This is a genomic window from Paenarthrobacter nicotinovorans (assembly GCF_007670255.1).
GTDB classification, from domain to species: domain Bacteria; phylum Actinomycetota; class Actinomycetes; order Actinomycetales; family Micrococcaceae; genus Arthrobacter; species Arthrobacter nicotinovorans_B.
Map to the genome: position 1 here is coordinate 90,412 of NZ_SZVS01000006.1, position 18,825 is coordinate 109,236.

Below are 18,825 nucleotides of genomic sequence, written 5' to 3' on the forward strand. Positions count from 1 at the left end.
GTGCATTGATGCTAGGGGCGGCCGTGACGGCGATCACTCTTGTGTTCGCAGTGATCTTTAAGTTCATTGCGTTCACGGTGGTGGAAGGTCCCCTGCGGCTCTGGGGTATAGTTCCGGTACGCCACGCGGAGCGCCCCCAACATGCTCCACTCTCTGGCACCACCAAAGGAATTTTCAGTGACTCGACTGGCTCGAAGAAGAGGCATGTCCCTTGCCGGGCAGTACCTTGTGCTGCAGTTGCTGATTGTCCTTGCCGTCCTGGTGGCGGTGGTGGCCATCTCGCTGGCACAGTCTGCCGCCGCTTTTGAAAGAACCGAGGGGCGCCGGGCACTGTCCGCTGCCGAGGCCCTGGGCAACAACCCCACGGTACGCGCCTTGCTCCCCACCGCCGAGCCGCGCGGCGGTTCGGCGCTCCCGGCCGTCGCGGAGTCTGTCAGGACGGTCTCCGGATCAGCCCACGTGGCCCTCGCCAAAATGGACGGCACCGTGATCACGGCCTCGGACCCTGGCTTGATTGGCCGGCCCTTGCCGCTAGGTGAAAGCAGGGTGATGGAAGGACGGGCCTGGACGGGTGTCCTCAAGGGAAGCACCGGGGAAGTCCTCTCCGCCCATGTCCCCGTGATTGACGACGCCGGAGAAGTGATCGGCATTGCGTCCATCAGCCGCAACTACCCCTCCACCTTGGAAAGGCTAGGCGACGCCGTACCCAACCTCCTCACCTACCTCGGCGTGGCCAGCATCCTGGGAGTAGCGGGTTCCCTGCTCCTGTCCCGAAGGGTGAAACGGCAGACCCTCGGCATGGAACCCCGCGAAATCACCGGGCTCGTGGAGAACCGGGAAGCCATGCTGCAGGGCCTGAAAGAAGGCGTGGTGGCATTGGATCCCCACGAACGGATCACCGTTGCCAACCAAAGTGCCCGCCAATTGCTTGGTTTGCCCGATGACTGCGTGGGTAAGAAGCTCCGCACCCTGCCGGTGGACCCGGCACTGAAGGTGGTGCTGACCCGGGAACAGTCGGATCCTGACCAGCTGGTGCTGGTCGGCGAACGGCTGGTGGTGATGAACCGCGTGGCCCTCCATTCCCACGGGCGGGACATCGGCTCGGTGACCACCCTGAGGGACCGCACCGAGTTGTCCTCCCTGGAGAGCGAACTCGGTGCCACACGCACAGTCACCGACACCTTGCGTGCGCAGGCCCACGAGTTCGCCAACCAACTTCACGTCATTTCCGGCTTGATCCAGATCGGCGAATACGATTCCGTGGTGCAGTTCGTCAACGGTGCCACCGTGGAACGCACCCGGCTCAACGACGACGTGACCCGCCGGATCGAGGACCCGGCGCTCGCCGCCCTGCTGATCGCGAAGGCCAGCCTGGCCACTGAACGCGGCGCCGAGCTGAAGCTGGAGCCGCAGTCCGCGCTTCCGCGCGTTGAGGACGAACTTTCGCGGGACATCACCACAGTGGTCGGCAACCTGGTGGATAACGCGTTCGACGCCGTCACCGGCCTTCCGGGGGCATCGGTCCGCGTGCTGGTGGTCGACTCGCCCGACGACGTGGTGGTGACCGTACAGGACAACGGGCCCGGAGTGCCTTCTGAATCTGCTGAGGCTATCTTCCAGCAGGGCTATTCCACCAAGGAACCGGGACCTGGAGATGCCAGGGGCTTTGGCCTTGCGCTGTCACGGGTTATCTGCCGGCGCAGCGGTGGCGACCTGACAGTGGCAAACGACCCGGGTGCGGTGTTCACCGCCCGATTCAGCAAGAACAGTACCGAAATGAACAAAGGGGCAATACGACAGTGATCAAGGTCCTGATTGTCGATGACGACTTCATGGTGGCCAAGGTTCATGCCGGCTTCATCCAGCGGAGCCCCGGGTTCGGGGTGGTGGGCGTTGCCCATACAGGTGCCCAGGCATTGGCGGAAACACAGCGGCTGCAGCCCGATCTTGTGCTGCTGGATATCCATCTCCCGGACGTCAACGGGCTGGACCTCATGCATCAGCTGCGCGACGTCGCCCCGGACCTGGACGTGTTGGTGATCAGTGCTGCCCGCGAGGTAGAGACGGTGCGCAAAGCCCTTCGCGGCGGCATTGTCCACTACCTGATCAAGCCGTTCTCCCAATCCGATCTCCAGGAACGGTTGGAGCACTACCTCAGTGCCTACCAGGGGCTGGATGCTTCCAAGGTCGAGGCTGAACAATCCGACGTGAACAGGGTCTTCGGGCTCAGTGTGTCCGAGCGTTCGCTGCCCAAAGGCTGCAGCGTCGAGACACTGGAGCTTGTTGAGTCCGCGTTGAAATCAGCGCCGGGTGACCTCTCCGCAGCGGAGGTCGCCGAACAGTTGGGTACCTCCAGGGTCAGTGCCCGCCGCTACCTTGAGTACCTCCATGACGAAGGTGCGCTGGACGTGAGACTCAAGTACGGCGTCGGGCGTCCTGAGAGGCGGTACGTGCTCAAGGGGCGGTGACCCGCTGGCGCTGGCAGACGGACCCCAGCAGGCTTCAGCTGTCGCGCCAAACAGCGCCGTGAAAGCACCGCCATCTATCGCAGCGGATCATGCGGTTTGCCACTTTCGATGGCCCCTATGAGTGCCCGCATCGTTCGAGAGATCGTCGAGCGGACTTCCTCGTCGTGCACGATTCCGTCCTTGCCGATGAGTGCCCGTGGCACAGGGATGTCGACGCAAGCCTGTTCGACAACGTTCGCGCCGGTGTAGTCCAGCACGGTCCGCAAGGAGGCATATGTGCCCGCGGCGTGGGTGAACGTTGAAGAGGGGTTGATCCAGCCGACGGGTTTTCCTGAAGTTTCCGCGCCGCCGACGGTCCACTCCAACAGGTTCTTTAACGCGCCCGGCATGGCACCGGCGTACTCAGGAGTGCTGAAAAACAATGCGGACGACTCCTCAATCTGACGTCGCAGCTCCGAAACGTAACGGGGCAAAGGGTCCCGATCCGAGTCAGGGTTAAAGTGCGGAAGGTCCCCGATGGCGTCATACACAACCGCAGTCGTGCCGTATGGCAACAATTCGGCCGCTGTCGCAATCACCGCCGAGTTCACCGAACCATCGCGGACGCTGCCGCTGATCATAAGAATGCTCCCCATCAGCCAAGACTATCCGTACAGACGATCTTGTCGGCGATCACAGTGGCAGCGAGGGCCAACCGCGTTCAATCGCGCAACCTCGCACAGGCGAAGTGCGACTCCTTGACCCCCGAACGAGTGTCATGACACCCCTGTAGAATGGGACCTGAGCACTCCTTGGAAGGGAGATCACTATGTCGGCGGGCACGCCCAGACGCTCCGTCCGTATTGAGGACGAGCTATGGAACCAGGCACACGCGAAGGCGGCCAGGGAAGGCACCACCGTAGCTGAACGCGTGCGTGCCGGGCTCCGCGAATACATAAACGGACCAGAAATCAGGCACACAATCGCCGATTCCCTTGTCTACCTCGTCCCTGAATCCCTGGAAGACCTCAAAGGCCCAGCATCAGGCACAATCGAACTGCCAATCCATCTGGACTGGGGACCTGAGCGTCGCTACGACGTCGCCGATGATGCGAGCTGCAGGTCCCTCTACCAACTGACGCTGCAGAACTCAGGGTCCACGGAGGAGATGGCAGAGATCATTAACGCTGGCAGACTGGTCAGTTTGTGGCCCTCCATACGTCTCCCGGAACGTTGCCGTCAGCTATGGAATGACGCCTTTGCCCAACTGCCCAGGCATCGCGAAAGCAAGGAACATCCCGCATGGACGACGCTCAACGCGTAGCAACAGAGCTAGCCCTGTCCGTTCTTGACGCCGAGGGGTTCATCCTCGCTGGTGGACAAGATCACGCATGCGCTTGAGGAGGCGGGGTACTCGGTAGAGGTCACCCGCCAATACGAGGAGTTCGCCAGCCTTACCGTGACCAAGTTGCAAACGGCCGTTGTGATTGATCTAGGACTGGACTGGTGGGAGAACAAACCCGCAATCGTGGACATTGGGCCGGTCATGTCACTGGAGGACTCGGTGGCTTCGAAGTTGCTCACCGTCTACTCACGCGGCTACGCCCGTGACTACCTTGATGCCTACTCCATCCTCAGCAGCAAACGCTTCACCCCGCAGCAGCTGATTTCGCTGTGCCAGCGCCGAGACCCGCACCTGGACCTTGAAATGCTCGCTGCGGCCATGACCGGCCACCGCATACTCGCCCCCACAGACTTTATTAAGTACGGGCTTCCCGAAGCTGAGCTTCCACAACTGGATCAGACGCTTACAGGCTTCGCAAAAACCATAGGCCAACACGCTTCCACGACGGTTGTCGAGTGATCAATATGGTCGACGGAAGCCCGTCTTAAACCCCAACCGTCTTCAGGTAGTTCCGGATCCCGTCCACCACGAGCTGATGATCCTCGTCGGAGCTCAGACCGGACACCGTCACGGCCCCGATCACACCTGCACCACGGACGCGGAGAGGGAAGGATCCACCCGCCAACGTGTAGTCCTCGTGCGCCAGCCAACCTCCGCCCACCGGGCTGTGGCCCCGGGCAGCGAATTCCTCGGAAAGCAAAGCGGTGCTGTGCTCAAAACGCAGCACCGAAGCGGATTTCCGGCGGATCCACTCTTCCTGGTCGGACGTGGCCCCGGGCAGCACGCAGCGGAAGAGCACGATGTTGTGCCGGCGGATGTCGATGGCCACACCAAACTCCGAAGCGATGGCATGGTTGGTGATCAACGAACCGAGGCGCCAAGCGTCATGATGGTCAAACGAAGCGAAGACCAGCTCTTCTTCCTGCCGGCGGAGTTCGGTGAGGCGCGGGGATTCAGTCATTGTCGTCTCCCGACCGGACAGAGTCTTCCGCGACAGCGTCCGCCTCGTAGCGCAGCCCGATCTGTCGCCTTATTTCATCCATGGCTGCCATGATGGCCACGCTCTCGTCCGGGGGCAAGATGGTTCCGGCAGTGGAACCTTCACGGACCAGTCGTTCCAATTCCGCGGCTTGGTATTGCATTCCCCGGCTGTTCACTGGCTGGTCGTACCGCTCCACAACGCTGCCATCCACCGCGTGAACCGTGAACGGAACGGGGTTGTACCAGGTGTGCTCGATGTCGATCCACCCCTCGGTGCCGATCACCAAGGCGCGGTTGGCGCTGGCCGCGTCCAGTTCGCAATCCACCAATGCCTGCGCACCGCCGTCGTAATCGAAAATCGCCGCCGTTTGGCGGTCGACGCCGGTAGCAGTCATGGACGCGCTGGCGTGGATGGCGGACGGAGCGCCGAGGATGTCGAACGCGAAGGAGATGGGGTAGATGCCAAGGTCCAGCAACGCGCCGCCGCCTAGGGCGGGATCGTTGAGGCGGTGTGCAGGATCCTTGGGCAGGCTCTGGTTGTGGCTGGCGATGACTTTCCGGACCTCGCCGATGGTTCCGGCGGCGATGATTTCGCGGATCCTGACCATGTGGGGAAGGAAACGCGTCCACATGGCTTCCAACGCGACGAGCCCTTTGGAAGCGGCGAGGTCAACGATTTCCTGTGCTTCGCGGGCGTTCATCGTGAACGATTTCTCCACCAGCACGTGCTTGCCCGCGTTCAGTGCCAGCAGGGCATTCGCGTGGTGCATGGGGTGCGGCGTGGCGACGTAGACCACGTCCACCAGGGGATCCGCCACCAGCTCTTCATAGCTGCCGTGCGCCGTTGCCACCGCGTGCTCTTCCGCGAAGGCCCGGCTGGTGTCCAAGGAACGCGAACCAACGGCCTGCACGGTGAAGCCGTTGTCCTTCAGGTCCCGCGTTTGCAGTCCGGCGATGAATCCGGTGCCGAGGATTCCCCAACGGATGGTGCCCTCGGATGTCCCATTGCTAAGCGTCACGTGGTAGGTCCTTTGCCGGATCGGTAACGGGGTACGCCACAAACGCAAAGCACGCGGAATCCGGCGACCAGCTGTTGACGTTGAGGGTACCCTGACCGCCGGAAAGTGGCCACGTCCTGAGCGGGGCGGCCCAGTTTTCGGTCGAAACAAGCACGACGTCGACAGGCAAGTCAGCGGGGTGGCCTACGGTCCCGCGGGGGAACCGGAGGTAACTGGCATAGCGGCCGTCGGGGGAAACATGGGGGAACCAGTCAACTGACCCGGACTGGAGCAGCTGCTCGAAACCGCTGCCGTCCGGGCGGATCCGGGCGAGTTGTGCGTGGCCCTTGGCCGTGCTGAAGGATTCAGTGTTCAGGTACAGCCAAGCACCGTCGGGAGAGTACTCCGGCCCGTCGCAGTGGCCGGGACCGACGTCGATGGGGGCGCCAGCACCGCCGTCGGACGCCATGACCATGAGGCGACCGGGCTTCGAAAAGTCGCCTGCTTCGATGCCCACGTAGGCGAGTTCTTTGCCGTCGGGGCTTACGCCGTGGAGGAAGTGGAAGGCGCCGTCGTCCTTGGTGATGCGCTCCGCCCTGCCGCCGGCCAAGGGGGCGCGGTAGATGTGGCCGTCGTTGGCGGAGAGGAAGATGTCGTCGCCACCGGGATCGAGGACGTGGTCATTGTTGAGGTCCGGGATGCCCGTGAGCGGGATTTCCGTCAACTCGGCGGAATGCGCGTCCAACTTCCAGAGCTTTCCGTCCCCGTTCAGGATCAGGGACTGACCGTCCAGGGTCCAGTTGGGGGCTTCAAGGAGGATGTCCCCGGTGCTGTAAAGGAGTTCGCTGCGGCTGGAGACCGACGCGATCCGCACCTCACAGCGTTGTCCCGTTTGCAAGGTGCGGATCACGTGTGTGTCCTTAGTCTTTGCTGCTGAAGGCGGCGTCGAAGGAGGTTTGCGACGCCGGGAAGTCGAACTTCTTCAGCGCGGCGAGGGCTTCGGGGGCGCCGTGGAGGCGGTCCATGCCGGCGTCTTCCCATTCGATGCTGATGGGTCCGTCGTAGCCGATGGCGGTCAGGGCGCGGAAGGAGGCTTCCCAGGGCACGTCGCCGCGTCCGGCGGAGACGAAGTCCCAGCCGCGGCGGGGGTCGCCCCAGGCCAGGTGCGAACCGAGGACCGTGTTCCGGCCGGTTTGCCGGACCTTGGTGTCCTTGCAGTCCACGTGGTAGATCCGGTCCTTGAAGTCCCAAATGAAGGAGACGGGATCGATGCCCTGCCACATCATGTGGGACGGGTCCCAGTTCAGGCCGAAGGCTTCGCGGTGGCCGATCGCCTCGAGCGTGCGAACGGTGGTCCAGTAGTCGTAGGCAATCTCGCTCGGGTGGACTTCATGGGCGAAGCGGACTCCGCATTCGTCGAAGACGTCCAGGATGGGGTTCCAGCGGTCGGCGAAGTCCTGGTAGCCGGCTTCGATGACCTTCTCGGGGACCGGCGGGAACATGGCCACGTACTGCCAGATCGAGGAACCGGTGAATCCGACAACGGTGTCCACGCCGAGCGCCTTGGCAAGGCGGGCAGTGTGCTGCATTTCCTCGGCGGCACGCTGGCGGACGCCTTCGGGGTCGCCGTCGCCCCACACTTTGGAACCGACGATTGCTTCATGGCGGAAGTCGATCGGGTCATCACAGACGGCTTGGCCCTTGAGGTGGTTGGAGATCGCCCAGACCTTGAGGTTGTACTTCTCCAAAACGGCAAGTTTGGACTCGACGTAGCCGGGCTCATCCCAGCGCCAGGCGTCGAGGTGGTCTCCGGAAACGGCGATTTCCAGGCCGTCGTAGCCCCAGCCCGAGGCGAGCTTGGCGACTTCCTCGAACGGGAGGTCGGCCCACTGGCCGGTGAACAGGGTGTACGGGCGGGGCATGGTCAGGCTCCTTCGATAGGGGTGTTGATTGGCTTGGGGGATAGTTGGATCAGTGAGCTTTTGGCGGCCGCCGACTCTTCGACGGCGGCCAGGATGTGCTGGACGTTCAGGCCCTCCTCGAACGACGGCGACGGCTGGCTTCCGTCGCGGATGGCGGTCAGGAAGTCCCGGATTTGGTGCGTGAACGTGTGTTCCCAGCCGATGATGTGCCCTTGAGGCCACCATGCTTCAAGGTACGGGTGCCCGGGCTCGTTGACCAGGATCCGGCGGAAGCCCTGCTCCCGCACCGGAACTGTCGAGTCCAGGAAGCCGAGCTCGTTCAACGCCTCGAGGTCGAAGAGGATGGTGCCCTTGTCGCCGTAGATCTCGAGGGTGAGGGAGTTTTTCCTGCCGGTGGCCACGCGGCTGACTTCCACTGAGGCGATTGCTCCGGAGGCGAGGGTCAACGTGGCCCAAGCGGCGTCGTCGACCGTTACTTCTTCCATCCCCGCGTCGCCGGGGCGGCGGTCTACGAAGGTCTGCAGGCGGCCGGAGACCTCGGTGACGGCATCGCCGAGGAGGTAGAGGACCTGGTCGATGGCGTGCGAGGCGATGTCGCCGAGCGCGCCCGAGCCTGCGGTTTCCTTCCGGAGCCGCCAAGTCATGGGGGACCCGGCATCCGAGAGCCAGTCCTGAAGGTAGGCGGCGCGGATATGGCGGACGGTGCCGAGGCGGCCCTCGGCAATCAATTCGCGGGCCAGGGCAAGGGCGGGCACGCGGCGGTAGTTGAAGCCGATCATGGACTGGACACCACGCTTGCGGGCTTTCGCCGCGGCGGCGGTCATGAGTTCGGCTTCACCCAGTGTGTTGGCCAGCGGCTTCTCCACCAGGACATGTTTGCCGGCCTCAAGGGCGGCGATGGCGATCTCGGCGTGCATCCAACCGGGTGCGCAAATGTCGATGATGTCGATGTCCTCGCGCTCGATGACTTCACGCCAGTCTGTGGCCGATTCGGCCCATCCGTACTTGGCGGCGGCTTCGGCCACCTGGGTGGCGTCCCGGCCCACCAGCACTTTCTGTTCGAAGGCCGGGACGTCGAAGAAACTGGCCACGTTCCGCCACGCATTCGAGTGGGCCTTCCCCATGAAGGCGTAACCGATGGCGGCCACGCCGAGGGGGCGGTCGGTGCTGTCCTTCGACAGTGCGGGCGTCTGCGCCGTGTTCATTGTGATGCTCCTAAATAAGGGTCCGGTGGACAGTGCCCGGAGGCGTGATGTGCTCGGCAGCTACTTGACTGCGCCCGCTGAAAGGCCTGCGACAAGGTGCCTCTGGACCAGGATGAATCCGATGAGGACCGGCAGGCTGACCACCACGGAGGCGGCCATGAGCTGGTTCCAGAACACATCCGATTCGCTGGCATAAGCCTTCAAACCAAGGGACAGAGTCTTGGTGGACTCATTGGTAAGGACCGAGGCGAACAGCACTTCACCCCACGCCGAGATGAATGAGTAGACGGCCACAGCGATGATGCCCGGCTTGGCGACCGGGAGGATGACGCGGAAGAGTGCGCCCATGCGGCCCGTGCCGTCGATCATGGAGGCTTCCTCCAACTCCTTGGGGATGGAAGCGAAGTACCCGCTCAGCATCCAGATGGCGAACGGCAAGGTGAACGTCATGTACGTGATGATCAAGCCGAGGTAGGAACCCTGGAGCTGAAGGCCGGTGATGTTCCGGATCTGGGTGAAGATCAGGTAGAGCGGCAACAGGAACAGGATGCCCGGGAACATCTGGGTGGACAGGACCGTGAGGCTGAAGGCGCGCTTGCCCTTGAACGGCAACCTTGCGATCGCGTACGCGGCCAGCACCGCGACGGTGACGGAGCACGCCGTGGCAGCAACGGTGATGATGAGGCTGTTCTGGAAGTACTTCGCCAGCGGCACCGTGGTCCAGATATCAAAGTACGGAGCAAGGGTGATCTCGCGCGGAATCCACTGGAACAGCCCGGCGACATCCTTCAGCGGTTTGATGGACGTTGAAACGACCACGAAGAGCGGTATTGCGACCCAGAGGGAGAGGATGGTCAGGACCACGTTCCTCAGGATCCGGAAGTTGCGGGTCTCAATCATTGTCGGCTCCCTTTGGCAGCACCATGCGGATGTAGAAGACAGAAGCGATGAAGAGGGCGATCAGCAGGAGGACACTCATTGCTCCGCCGAGGCCGAAGTTCCAGCTGCCAAACGAGTTTTGGTAGATCAAGGGGGATATGAGGGTGGCTTCCTTAGGGGAAGTGGCACCAAACAGGACGAAGGGAATGTTGAACTGGTTGAACGTCCAGAGGGACATCACCATCAACAGCACTCCGTTGGCCGGGCGGACCATGGGCAGGGTAATGGTCCGGAACTGCTGCCAGAGGGTGGCGCCGTCAATGGCTGCTGCCTCGTAGACATCGTTCGGAACATTTTGCAGTGCCGCCATCAGCATGAGGAAGGCGAAGGGCCACAGCTGCCAGACATTGACTACCACCATGGCTCCGAACGAGTTCTCGCCAAGGAGCCAGAAGGGGCGGTGGTCACCGAAGAGATGGAGGGTGTCCACCAGGATCTGGTTCACCGCGCCGTCGCGCTGGTTGAACATGAAGGCCCACGCAATGGTTCCGACGTAAGCAGGAAGCGCGTACGGAACCAGGAAGAAGGTCCGCAGAAGGGCGCGGCCCTTGAAGTTCGAGGAAAGGAAGACGGCGCCGGCCATACCGAGTACCCATGAGAAGCCCACTACGAGGATGGTGTAGAGGAGGGTACGGCCAACTGTGCTGAAGAAGGCCTGCCCGATGGTGCTCTCCGGGTTGAGGCCGTTGATGAAGTTCTGCAGGCCCACGAACGGCGCGTTGAGCCAGTTGGTGAGATTGAGCTGCGTCAGGGAAATGAACGCGATCCACACACCCAGGAGCATGGGGCCGATGTGGATGAGGAGTTCGAGGATGGCGGCCGGAGCAATCAGGCCGTAGGGAAGGAAGGACCGGCGCCGTTTGCGGATCGGCGTCGAAGGGGTGGGCCCGTCGGGCTCAGGATGGGCGGCCGTTGTGCTGCCCGCAGCGGCTTTTCCGCTGTCCAGCGCTGAATGTGACATGGAAACTCCTTTGCCGGAGTGGAGGCGCCACAAGCTGTGGCGCCTCCACCCTCAGGGCATGGTTACTGGGCCGCGGCCATCTGGTTATTGGCGTCCTTGAGAGCCGCCTTGATGTCGTCTTCGGAAACAGTTCCGGTTGCTGCCTTGGCAAAGAGGTTCTTGATCGCGGTACCCGTCAGGGTCTCCATCTGACCTTCTTTGGCGATCAGCGGCATCGGCAGGGAGTGGTTGGACAAGGCTTCGTTCTTGGCCTTGACCTCTTCGGTCTGGAAGGCAGCGTCCTTGGATGCGGCGCTGACCACAGGCAGGGAGGAGTAGGCCTTGTTCAGGGCTACCTGCTCCTCGTCACTTGTCAGGAAGGCAGCGAGCTTGATGGCGTTTGCCTTGTTCTTGCTGTTCTTGAACACGCTCAGGTTGATACCGGCCACGTGGCTCTGGGTGGCGCGGTCGCCCGTTGCGTCAGCGGTCATCATCGGGACAGCGGCTACGCCCCAGTCCTTGAAGTCACGTGCTGCGAAGTTCTTCAGGGGGCTCTGGTCAAACATCATGGCTGCCTTGCCGTTGATGAGGTTGTCCACCTTCTGGCTGCCCTGGCTGAGCTCGGCGTCGGAGGGCGACATCACCTTGTCAACAGCCATCAGGTCAACGAACTGCTTGACGCCCTGGACCTGTGGGTCGCTGTCGAACGTCGGCTTGCCGTCCTTGTCGAAGAGCGTGCCACCGTTCTGGAGGCCCCGGACGAACGCCTGGTGCGAGTTGGCCGAAACCGAAGCTCCGGCTGCGGTGAAGCCCCACTGGTCCGGCTTGCCGTCGCCGTCGACGTCCTTGGTCAACTTCTTGGCGTCGGCCACGAACTCGTCCCAGGTGACCGGCGCCTTTTCGATGCCGGCTTCCTTGAACATCTTGGTGTTGTAGTACAGGTTGTAGGCCAAGCCGTACAGGGGGATCGACGTCGGCGTCTTGCCTTCGGCGCCACCGGTTGACCAGCTGGTCTGCAGGAAGCGGTCCTTGCCGCCGATGGCGTTGAGGAGTTCGCCTTCCACGGGCTCAAACGCTCCCGTTTCCTGCAACGTCACGGCCCAGGTGTTGCCGATGTTCAAGACGTCGGGACCGTCCCCACTGGTTACTGCCGTAAGGATGCGGTTGTAGAGGTCGGTCCAGCCGATAACTTCCAGTTTGACCTTGACGCCCGTCTTCTCCGTGAAGCGGTCGAGGCTGGGCTTCAACTTGGCCGCGGTGTCGTCAAGGCTGTTGCCCTGGTCGGAGGCCCAGTAGGTGATGGTGTCGCTGGAGGCCTGTGGAGTGTCGCCTCCACCGCAGCCGCTCATGCTCAGGGCCAGGGCGGCAGTGGCGGCGAATGCCGAAAGGACTTTCAGGGGGTTCTTCATTATTGCTCCGATTTCTCGTCGTCGAGCTGGGGCTATGGTGATTGGGGCTGGTGCTTGCTGTTGATCAGGCGGAGAGAGTTGCTGCGGTGGGGTCCCAGTCCTCGGGCAGGGCCGGAACCTTGTCAGCGGAGCTTTCGACATCCACGAAGGCCCGGTTGTCGATCGACTCGGCGATGGATGCCATGGTGTCCAGGACGTGGAAGGCCAACTCGCCCTGAGCACGGTGCGGACGGCCTTCGCGGATGGCGCGTGCCATTTCAAGGACGCCGGCGCCCCGGCTCGCGGTTGAGCCCACTGACGGAACGGTGGTCCAATCGTCGGAACCCAGCGCGCAGATCCTGATGTCGCCGTCGAACATGTTGGGGTCCGGAAGCGCGATGGTGGCGTCCGTTCCCGTGATTTCGACAAACCCTGCACGCTTGAGCGGCGAATCGAAGCTGAAGATGCTCTGCGCGGACTCGCCATTTTCGAACTCAAGGATGGAGCTGACGTGCGTGGGAACGGTGACGTCGAAGACCTCGCCTGCCTTGGGGCCGGAACCGATGACGCGGGTCTCGCGGGACTTCGAACCGAAAGCGGCAACCCGGCGGATGCTGCCAAAGGTCTGAACCAGCGTGGTCAGGTAGTACGGGCCGATGTCGAACAGCGGCCCGGCGCCGTCCTGGAAGAGGAACGCGGGGTTGGGGTGCCAGGACTCAGGACCGGGGGACTGCATGAGCGTCAGGGCGGTCAGCGGGGTGCCGATGTCTCCACGCTCGATCATGCGGCGGGCAGTCTGGAGCCCGGCGCCGAGGAAGGTGTCCGGCGCGCAACCCAGGCGTACACCTGCAGCATCAGCGACCTTGAGCAGACCAAGTCCGCTTTCGCGGTCCAGGGAAAACGGCTTTTCGCTCCACACGTGCTTTCCGGCGTTGACCGCCTGGGTAGCAACTTCGACGTGCGCGGCCGGAATGGTCAGGTTGACGACGATTTCGACGTCGGGGTCATTCAGGACGGCGTCCACGCCGCCGTGCTTCCCAATCCCGTATTCGGCGGCGCGGGCGGCAGCGGCTTCTTCGAACAGGTCGCCGATGGCAACTACCTTGACGTCCGGAAAGCTGGTCAGGTTGTCCAGGTACTGCTTGCTGATGACACCGGCGCCGATGATGCCGACTCCGACAGGGCCGGAACCAACCGGGCCGAAGGATGCTCCTGTTGCGTGGCTCATGCGTTGACCTTTCCAGCGCTGAGGTAGTTGTAGCTGTCGCGGACGGCTTCGAACATGTCGCCCTCGAAGTCGTCAAGCTCGACGACGCCTGCCTCGAGCGAACCGGCCGCGTCGAGAACCTCCCAAATGGGCATCTTGCCGTCGCCCACAGCCAACTGCTGGGACGGATCCGAGGTGACGGGGCCGTCCTTGATGTGGATGAACTTCACCCGGTCACCGAGGCGTGCCAGGAGTTCAGCCGGGTTCTGGCCACCAACGGCTGCCCAGTAGGTGTCGAGCTCCAGAACGACCTCAGGTGCCAAATGGTCGGCGAGGTGCTCGATGGCGGTCTTCCCGTCAATGACCGACTCAACTTCCCACCAGTGGTTGTGGTAGCCGACACGAACGCCGTACTCCGCACCCTTGGCGGCGGCTGCGTTGAGCTGGTTGGCGGTTTCCTTGATGTCTTCGATGCTGTTCCAGCGCTCAATGGGAACGTGCGGGTCGATGACAGTGCCGATGCCCAACTGCTGTGCAGCGGCGAAGATTGCGTCCTGGTCGTCGCTCAGCAACGGAGCGTGGCCGGAGGGAGCGGTGAGGTTGTTCTCTGCCAATGCCTGCTTCAGCTCAGCGGCCTTGGCGACAAAGCGGTACGGCTCCACCATCGTGAAACCAATTTCTGCCAAACGCTGGATGGTTCCAGCAAGATCCTCTTCCAAGGCCTTTCGGACCGTGTAGAGCTGGATCGAATATGACACTGTCTCTCCTCGTCATTGTGGGTGAGTGCGGAATCGGCCGGGGTGATAACCACCATCTGCGGTCGTGATGTGCTGCTCATCACAACCTAGGGGGACTTTTGACGGCGGTCAAGCAAAAGTTGAAATATGGCCGACAAACTTTTATTGCATGACACGCATAAGCAATCGTGCTTCACTAAGTGCATGACTCCAGCACCCGCAAACGACGCCGGAAACGCCCCGGTCTTAGAGGCCGGCAATCTGTCGCGCGCTGGTGATCTCTTCCAACTTCTCCGCGACGGCCAAGCCCGGACCCGCGCCGAGCTGGCCCTCACCACGGGGTTGGCCCGCTCCACCGTTGCCTCCCGCATCGACGCACTGATCAACTCCGGACTGGTCGGTCCGGCGGGCGAGGCAAGCTCCAGCGGCGGCAGGCCGCCGTCGCGCTTCGCCTTCAACCCTGCCGCGCGGGTGGTACTGGCGGTCGACGTCGGAGCGACCCACATGATTGTTGCCGTCACCGACCTCGGCGGCAGCGTCCTCGCGGAGCGGCGGCTGAAGCAGGAAGTAGCCGACGGTCCCGAGGTGGTCCTGAACCGTGTGGTCTCCGCGGGCCGTGAGCTCCTGGCCGAAGCAGGACGGGAGCCGGGGGACCTCGCGGGCATGGGCATCGGACTTCCGGGCCCTGTGGAACACGACACCGGGCGGCCCGTGAAGCCGCCGATCATGCCGGGATGGGACGGATTCGACGTCGTCACTTACGTCCAGCGCTCGCTGGCTGTTCCCGTGTTGGTGGACAACGACGTCAACATCATGGCGTTGGGGGAGCGGACCGCGTACTGGCCCGACCACGACAATTTCCTCTTCATCAAAGTCGCCACCGGCATCGGTGCGGGCATCATCAGCAGCGGTGAGCTGCAGCGTGGCGCCAACGGCACCGCCGGCGACCTCGGCCACGTCCGGGTTCCACGCGGAGACGACGTCCTTTGCCGCTGCGGCAACTATGGCTGCCTCGAGGCGCTTGCCTCAGGTCCCGCCGTCGCGCACCAACTCCGGGCGCAAGGGCTGGAAGCCAGCAACGGCGCCGATGTGCTGAGGCTCGTAGGCGAGGGAAACCTGCAGGCCATCCAGGCGCTGCGGCAGGCCGGACGCGACGTCGGCGATGTCCTCGCGACAGTGGTCAACCTGCTGAACCCGTCCATGATTGTCATCGGCGGCAGCGTGGGCGAGGCCGGCGAGCACTTGGTGGCAGGCATACGTGAGGTGGTCTACCGGCGTTCGCTCCCGCTGGCCACCACGCACCTTCGCATCGGCATCTCGATGGCGGGCGAGCGTTCTGCGATCCTTGGCGCGAGCCAGATGGTGACCCGGTATGTCCTCTCGCCTGCGGTGATCGAGGCCACGCTGCAAGCCACGGGGTGAGCCTTCACGGATGCCGGTGGGGGCGCGCCGGCGTGATAGCAATGAAACTGATGAAAACGTTTCCTGCCATTTTTTGGCCCGCACCATGACCCAGTTCCTCGCCAAAGTTCCCAGAGGCTGGTTGCTGCTGGCCTGCATCGGGCTGATTGCCCTGAACATGCGCGGGCCGTTTGTCGCTGTAGCGCCCGTGGTGGATCTGCTCCGCCAGGACCTGGGCTTTTCGCCGGTGGAACTTGGCTTGCTGACCGGTATCCCCGTGCTTTGCTTCTCGCTCGCCTCACCGTTGGCGTCATTGGCCGGGCGCCGTCTGGGCGCCGAGTTCGCGGTCATGCTGACATTGCTGGGCGTGCTTGCAGGTGTGGTGATCCGCTCTGTAGGTGGCGGCGCGCTGGTGATGGCAGGGACGGTGGTCATTGGCGTGGCCATCACCATTGGCAACATCGCAGTTCCGTTGATCATCCGGCGTGACTTCGCTCCCAGGCGGCAAGCGACCGCGATGGGCGTCTACACGGCGGCACTGAACATCGGCTCGTTCCTTACTTCTGTGGCCACAGCACCGTTGGCTGAACTGGTGGGGTGGCGGCTTTCCTTGGCGGCAAGCGCGGTGCTGGCGCTGGCGGCGATCCTGTTCTGGATCCCCACGGTAGGTGCGAGGCGGGCTTTGGTGCCGGCCGCCGTCGTATCTTCCGCGCCGTCAGGTTCGGGGCGCGTTGCCGGTGTTGGATGGCTGACTGCAGGCTTGACTCTCGGCTTCGCGGGCCAGGCGTTTTCTTATTACGGCGTTACGGCGTGGCTCCCGAGCTTCCTGTCGGACGAACTCGCGATGGACACTGCCCAAGCCGGCGCCGGTTCCTCGCTGTTCCAGATATTCGCGATCGTGGGCGGCTTGGGCGTGCCGCTGCTGGCCCGCTTCAGCAGTACGACGGCGGTCGCGGCCACCTTGAGCGCGTTGTGGCTGACGGTTCCCGTTGGTTTGTTGCTGGCGCCGTCGTGGTGGTGGCTGTGGTCTTCCCTCGGTGGGATTGCGCAGGGCGGCGGGATCACGGTGATCTTCATTGCCATCATCCAGTTCGCCCGTTCCCAGGCCGCGGCAGGGAAGATGTCCGCAGTGGTGCAGGGTGTGGGTTACTGCTTCGCTGCGTTGGCGCCGACGATTGTTGGCTACGTCCACAGTGTGTCCGACGGCTGGACCGTGCCCTTGTTCGTGATTCTGGGCTCGGTGCTCGCGTTCTGTGTGTGCACCACGTTGTCCGTGCGCTGGGTATCCCGCCAGGCCTAAACCCCCTTAACCCAAGTAGGGGACAGCAAACGCTCCATTGAGCCCTCAATGGAGCGTTTGCTGTCCCCTAGTTGGGTGGTTGTTCCGGTGCTGGGCTGCCTCCCCGGCCTTCGGGGTCACTTGTTGCGAAAAGTGCAGGCAGCCCAGCGTCGGGGCTATGTGGCCGTCGCTAGGCGGCGACCAGTTCTTCTTCCGTGGCTTCTTCGCGGGCTTCGGTGAGGAAGCGGGCGTAGGCGGGGATGGTCAGGAAGGTGGGGAATTCCTCGGCCAGGGTCACTTCTTCGAAGATGGCGCGTGCATCAGCGAAGCGGTCGCCGTCGAAGCGTTCCAGTCGGGCAAATTCCTCATCCAGCATGTCCTCAACCCACTCGCGGGTGATGATGTCGCCCTGGTCGGTGATGGCGTGGGAGTGGATCCACTGCCACAGCTGGCTCCTGGAGATCTCCGCGGTGGCGGCGTCCTCCATGAGGTTGTGGATGGCCACCGCACCGTTTCCGCGCAGCCAGGACTCGATGTACCGGATGCCTACCTCGATGTTCAAGCGGACTCCGGCCTCCGTAATGCTGCCCTCGGTGCTGGCGATGTCGATCAGTGCACGGTCATCCGGGGTGACGTCCTCGCGGGTTTTGTTGAGTTGGTTCGGCTTCTCTCCGAGCACGGAGTCAAAGACCTCGCGGCAGATGGGCACCAGGTCCGGGTGGGCCACCCAGGAGCCGTCAAAGCCGTCGTTGGCTTCGCGGGTCTTGTCCGCACGGACCTTCTCGAAGGAGGCCCGGTTGGCGGCCTCGTCCTTGCGGTTCGGAACTGCCGCTGCCATGCCCCCGATTGCCATGGCTCCGCGTCGGTGGCAGGCGCGTACCAGTTGCTCGGTGTAAGCACGCATGAACGGCTGCGTCATGGTCACCTGGCCGCGATCCGGGAGCACGAAGCGCGGGCCCCGGGTCCGGAAGTTCTTGATCAGCGAGAAGATGTAGTCCCAACGGCCGGCGTTCAAGCCGCTTGCGTGGTCGCGGAGCTCGTACAGGATCTCTTCCATTTCGAAGGCAGCCGTGATGGTTTCGATCAACACGGTGGCGCGGATGGTGCCCTGCGGGATGCCGAGCAGGTCCTGGGCCAGGATGAAGATGTCGTTCCACAGCCGTGCTTCGAGGTGGTTCTCGATCTTGGGCAGGTAGAAGTAGGGGCCCTTCCCTTGGGCTAGCAGGCGGCGGGCGTTGTGGAAGAAGTACAGCCCGAAGTCCACAATGCCGCCGGCGATCGGCTTGCCGTCAATCAGCATGTGCTTCTCCGGCAGGTGCCAACCACGCGGGCGGACCACGATGGTCGGCAGGTCCTCGGCGGCCTTGAGCTTGTATTCCTTGCCTTCGGGGCTGGTGAAATCGATGCGGCGTTCCAGCGCATCGGTCAGGTTCAGGTGGCCCTGGATGACGTTGCGCCAGGTCGGAGTGGAGGAGTCCTCCATATCCGCGAGCCACACCTTGGCGCCGGAGTTCAACGCGTTGATGGTCATCTTGCGGTCCACCGGACCGGTGATCTCCACGCGGCGGTCCTCCAGGCCAGGGGCCGGGGGAGCCACGCGCCAGGACGGGTCGTTGCGGATGCCCTCGGTTTCCGGCAGGAAACGGGGATCCTGGCCACTCGAAATCGCGTTACGCCGGGCGTGCCGTGCCTGCATCAGCTCCTGCCGACGATCAGCAACAGCACGGTGCAGCTTGCCGACGAACTCAAGCGCATCCGGAGTGAGGACCTCGTTCTGCCGCGAAATGGGCTGCGCGGTCAAAGTAATCCCGTTGATAGTGAAGTTGTCGGTGAAGCTGTTCATTTCAAGACTCCTAAGAAAATGTTCGACGGCGGCAGGTCGGGTGAGGTGCCCACGAGGCCGAAGGTGCGGTGATGCGGCAGCCTGCGTAAAAGGGGCCCTGCGTCCCGGTCCGTCCTCGCTCAGCGAGGTCGAA

18 protein-coding genes are annotated in these 18,825 nt (G+C 63.2%); 6 read left to right on the plus strand and 12 right to left on the minus strand.

All coding sequences use genetic code 11. The annotated features are described in order from the left end of the window. Positions 1 to 204: 204 nt before the first annotated feature. Together FDP28_RS10985 and FDP28_RS10990 are read left to right on the plus strand one after the other, a co-directional pair. The gene (locus tag FDP28_RS10985; protein WP_144661473.1) at positions 205 to 1,803 is read left to right on the plus strand and encodes a sensor histidine kinase; all 1,599 of its coding nucleotides are present in this window, start codon (positions 205 to 207) and stop codon (positions 1,801 to 1,803) included. Further along, the gene (locus FDP28_RS10990) at positions 1,800 to 2,468 is read left to right on the plus strand and encodes a response regulator (protein WP_144661474.1); all 669 of its coding nucleotides are present in this window, start codon (positions 1,800 to 1,802) and stop codon (positions 2,466 to 2,468) included. The genes FDP28_RS10985 and FDP28_RS10990 overlap by 4 nt, the downstream gene beginning before the upstream one ends. A gap of 74 nt (positions 2,469 to 2,542) precedes the next feature. Here FDP28_RS10990 and FDP28_RS10995 read toward each other — a convergent pair whose 3' ends face one another. Further along, positions 2,543 to 3,103 (minus strand): NADPH-dependent FMN reductase, encoded by a 561-nt coding sequence (locus tag FDP28_RS10995; protein ID WP_144661475.1) that lies wholly within the window; start codon positions 3,101 to 3,103, stop codon positions 2,543 to 2,545. A gap of 173 nt (positions 3,104 to 3,276) precedes the next feature. On the opposite strand from FDP28_RS10995, the gene FDP28_RS11000 reads away from it, so the two are divergent. Together FDP28_RS11000 and FDP28_RS11005 are read left to right on the plus strand one after the other, a co-directional pair. Further along, positions 3,277 to 3,771, plus strand: a complete 495-nt coding sequence (locus tag FDP28_RS11000; RefSeq protein WP_144661476.1) for a hypothetical protein — start codon at positions 3,277 to 3,279, stop codon at positions 3,769 to 3,771. 51 nt (positions 3,772 to 3,822) lie between these two features. Further along, positions 3,823 to 4,311 carry a nucleotidyl transferase AbiEii/AbiGii toxin family protein gene (locus FDP28_RS11005; protein WP_144661477.1) on the plus strand — a complete coding sequence of 163 codons (489 nt, stop codon included), beginning with the start codon at positions 3,823 to 3,825 and terminating at the stop codon, positions 4,309 to 4,311. 25 nt (positions 4,312 to 4,336) lie between these two features. Here FDP28_RS11005 and FDP28_RS11010 read toward each other — a convergent pair whose 3' ends face one another. The 10 genes from FDP28_RS11010 to FDP28_RS11055 form a co-directional block, all read right to left on the minus strand. Continuing rightward, positions 4,337 to 4,813: a heme-degrading domain-containing protein gene (locus FDP28_RS11010; RefSeq protein WP_144661478.1), complete on the minus strand. Its 477-nt coding sequence runs from the start codon at positions 4,811 to 4,813 to the stop codon at positions 4,337 to 4,339. After that, positions 4,806 to 5,852: a Gfo/Idh/MocA family protein gene (locus FDP28_RS11015; protein ID WP_144661479.1), complete on the minus strand. Its 1,047-nt coding sequence runs from the start codon at positions 5,850 to 5,852 to the stop codon at positions 4,806 to 4,808. Before FDP28_RS11015 ends, FDP28_RS11010 begins: the two co-directional genes overlap by 8 nt. Beyond that, positions 5,842 to 6,741, minus strand: coding sequence for a TolB family protein (locus FDP28_RS11020; protein WP_144661480.1), 900 nt, complete (start codon positions 6,739 to 6,741; stop codon positions 5,842 to 5,844). The genes FDP28_RS11015 and FDP28_RS11020 overlap by 11 nt, the downstream gene beginning before the upstream one ends. 10 nt (positions 6,742 to 6,751) lie before the next feature. Continuing rightward, positions 6,752 to 7,753, minus strand: coding sequence for a sugar phosphate isomerase/epimerase family protein (locus tag FDP28_RS11025; protein ID WP_144661481.1), 1,002 nt, complete (start codon positions 7,751 to 7,753; stop codon positions 6,752 to 6,754). Between the two features lie 2 nt (positions 7,754 to 7,755). After that, positions 7,756 to 8,958 carry a Gfo/Idh/MocA family protein gene (locus FDP28_RS11030; protein WP_144661482.1) on the minus strand — a complete coding sequence of 401 codons (1,203 nt, stop codon included), beginning with the start codon at positions 8,956 to 8,958 and terminating at the stop codon, positions 7,756 to 7,758. Positions 8,959 to 9,018: 60 nt separating this feature from the next. Beyond that, on the minus strand, positions 9,019 to 9,858 hold the full coding sequence (locus FDP28_RS11035) for a carbohydrate ABC transporter permease (RefSeq protein ID WP_144661483.1): 840 nt from the start codon (positions 9,856 to 9,858) through the stop codon (positions 9,019 to 9,021). Then, entirely contained in the window at positions 9,851 to 10,858 is a 1,008-nt protein-coding gene (locus FDP28_RS11040; RefSeq protein ID WP_144661484.1) for a carbohydrate ABC transporter permease, read from the minus strand. Before FDP28_RS11040 ends, FDP28_RS11035 begins: the two co-directional genes overlap by 8 nt. 62 nt (positions 10,859 to 10,920) lie before the next feature. After that, positions 10,921 to 12,246 carry an ABC transporter substrate-binding protein gene (locus FDP28_RS11045; protein ID WP_144661485.1) on the minus strand — a complete coding sequence of 442 codons (1,326 nt, stop codon included), beginning with the start codon at positions 12,244 to 12,246 and terminating at the stop codon, positions 10,921 to 10,923. Between the two features lie 64 nt (positions 12,247 to 12,310). Then, on the minus strand, positions 12,311 to 13,453 hold the full coding sequence (locus tag FDP28_RS11050; protein WP_144661486.1) for a Gfo/Idh/MocA family protein: 1,143 nt from the start codon (positions 13,451 to 13,453) through the stop codon (positions 12,311 to 12,313). Beyond that, entirely contained in the window at positions 13,450 to 14,190 is a 741-nt protein-coding gene (locus FDP28_RS11055) for a sugar phosphate isomerase/epimerase family protein (RefSeq protein ID WP_144661487.1), read from the minus strand. Before FDP28_RS11055 ends, FDP28_RS11050 begins: the two co-directional genes overlap by 4 nt. Positions 14,191 to 14,373: 183 nt before the next feature. On the opposite strand from FDP28_RS11055, the gene FDP28_RS11060 reads away from it, so the two are divergent. Together FDP28_RS11060 and FDP28_RS11065 are read left to right on the plus strand one after the other, a co-directional pair. After that, positions 14,374 to 15,591, plus strand: a complete 1,218-nt coding sequence (locus tag FDP28_RS11060) for an ROK family transcriptional regulator (protein ID WP_144661488.1) — start codon at positions 14,374 to 14,376, stop codon at positions 15,589 to 15,591. An 85-nt stretch (positions 15,592 to 15,676) separates the two neighbouring features. Continuing rightward, positions 15,677 to 16,870, plus strand: a complete 1,194-nt coding sequence (locus FDP28_RS11065; protein ID WP_144661489.1) for an MFS transporter — start codon at positions 15,677 to 15,679, stop codon at positions 16,868 to 16,870. A 169-nt stretch (positions 16,871 to 17,039) separates the two neighbouring features. Here the strand turns inward: FDP28_RS11065 and aceB are convergent, their stop codons facing one another. Further along, a complete protein-coding gene (aceB, locus tag FDP28_RS11070; RefSeq protein WP_144661490.1) occupies positions 17,040 to 18,692 on the minus strand; it encodes a malate synthase A in 1,653 nt (550 codons plus the stop codon). Between the last annotated feature and the right edge of the window lie 133 nt (positions 18,693 to 18,825).

Bases quoted from the DNA above. Each gene is read 5' to 3' on its own strand.
- FDP28_RS10985 (WP_144661473.1), top strand. From the start codon at position 205: ATGTCCCTTGCCGGGCAGTACCTTGTGCTGCAGTTGCTGATTGTCCTT.
- FDP28_RS10995 (WP_144661475.1), bottom strand. From the start codon at position 3,103: ATGGGGAGCATTCTTATGATCAGCGGCAGCGTCCGCGATGGTTCGGTG.
- FDP28_RS11000 (WP_144661476.1), top strand. From the start codon at position 3,277: ATGTCGGCGGGCACGCCCAGACGCTCCGTCCGTATTGAGGACGAGCTA.
- FDP28_RS11010 (WP_144661478.1), bottom strand. From the start codon at position 4,813: ATGACTGAATCCCCGCGCCTCACCGAACTCCGCCGGCAGGAAGAAGAG.
- FDP28_RS11025 (WP_144661481.1), bottom strand. From the start codon at position 7,753: ATGCCCCGCCCGTACACCCTGTTCACCGGCCAGTGGGCCGACCTCCCG.
- FDP28_RS11030 (WP_144661482.1), bottom strand. From the start codon at position 8,958: ATGAACACGGCGCAGACGCCCGCACTGTCGAAGGACAGCACCGACCGC.
- FDP28_RS11035 (WP_144661483.1), bottom strand. From the start codon at position 9,858: ATGATTGAGACCCGCAACTTCCGGATCCTGAGGAACGTGGTCCTGACC.
- FDP28_RS11040 (WP_144661484.1), bottom strand. From the start codon at position 10,858: ATGTCACATTCAGCGCTGGACAGCGGAAAAGCCGCTGCGGGCAGCACA.
- FDP28_RS11045 (WP_144661485.1), bottom strand. From the start codon at position 12,246: ATGAAGAACCCCCTGAAAGTCCTTTCGGCATTCGCCGCCACTGCCGCC.
- FDP28_RS11050 (WP_144661486.1), bottom strand. From the start codon at position 13,453: ATGAGCCACGCAACAGGAGCATCCTTCGGCCCGGTTGGTTCCGGCCCT.
- FDP28_RS11060 (WP_144661488.1), top strand. From the start codon at position 14,374: ATGACTCCAGCACCCGCAAACGACGCCGGAAACGCCCCGGTCTTAGAG.
- FDP28_RS11065 (WP_144661489.1), top strand. From the start codon at position 15,677: ATGACCCAGTTCCTCGCCAAAGTTCCCAGAGGCTGGTTGCTGCTGGCC.
- aceB (WP_144661490.1), bottom strand. From the start codon at position 18,692: ATGAACAGCTTCACCGACAACTTCACTATCAACGGGATTACTTTGACC.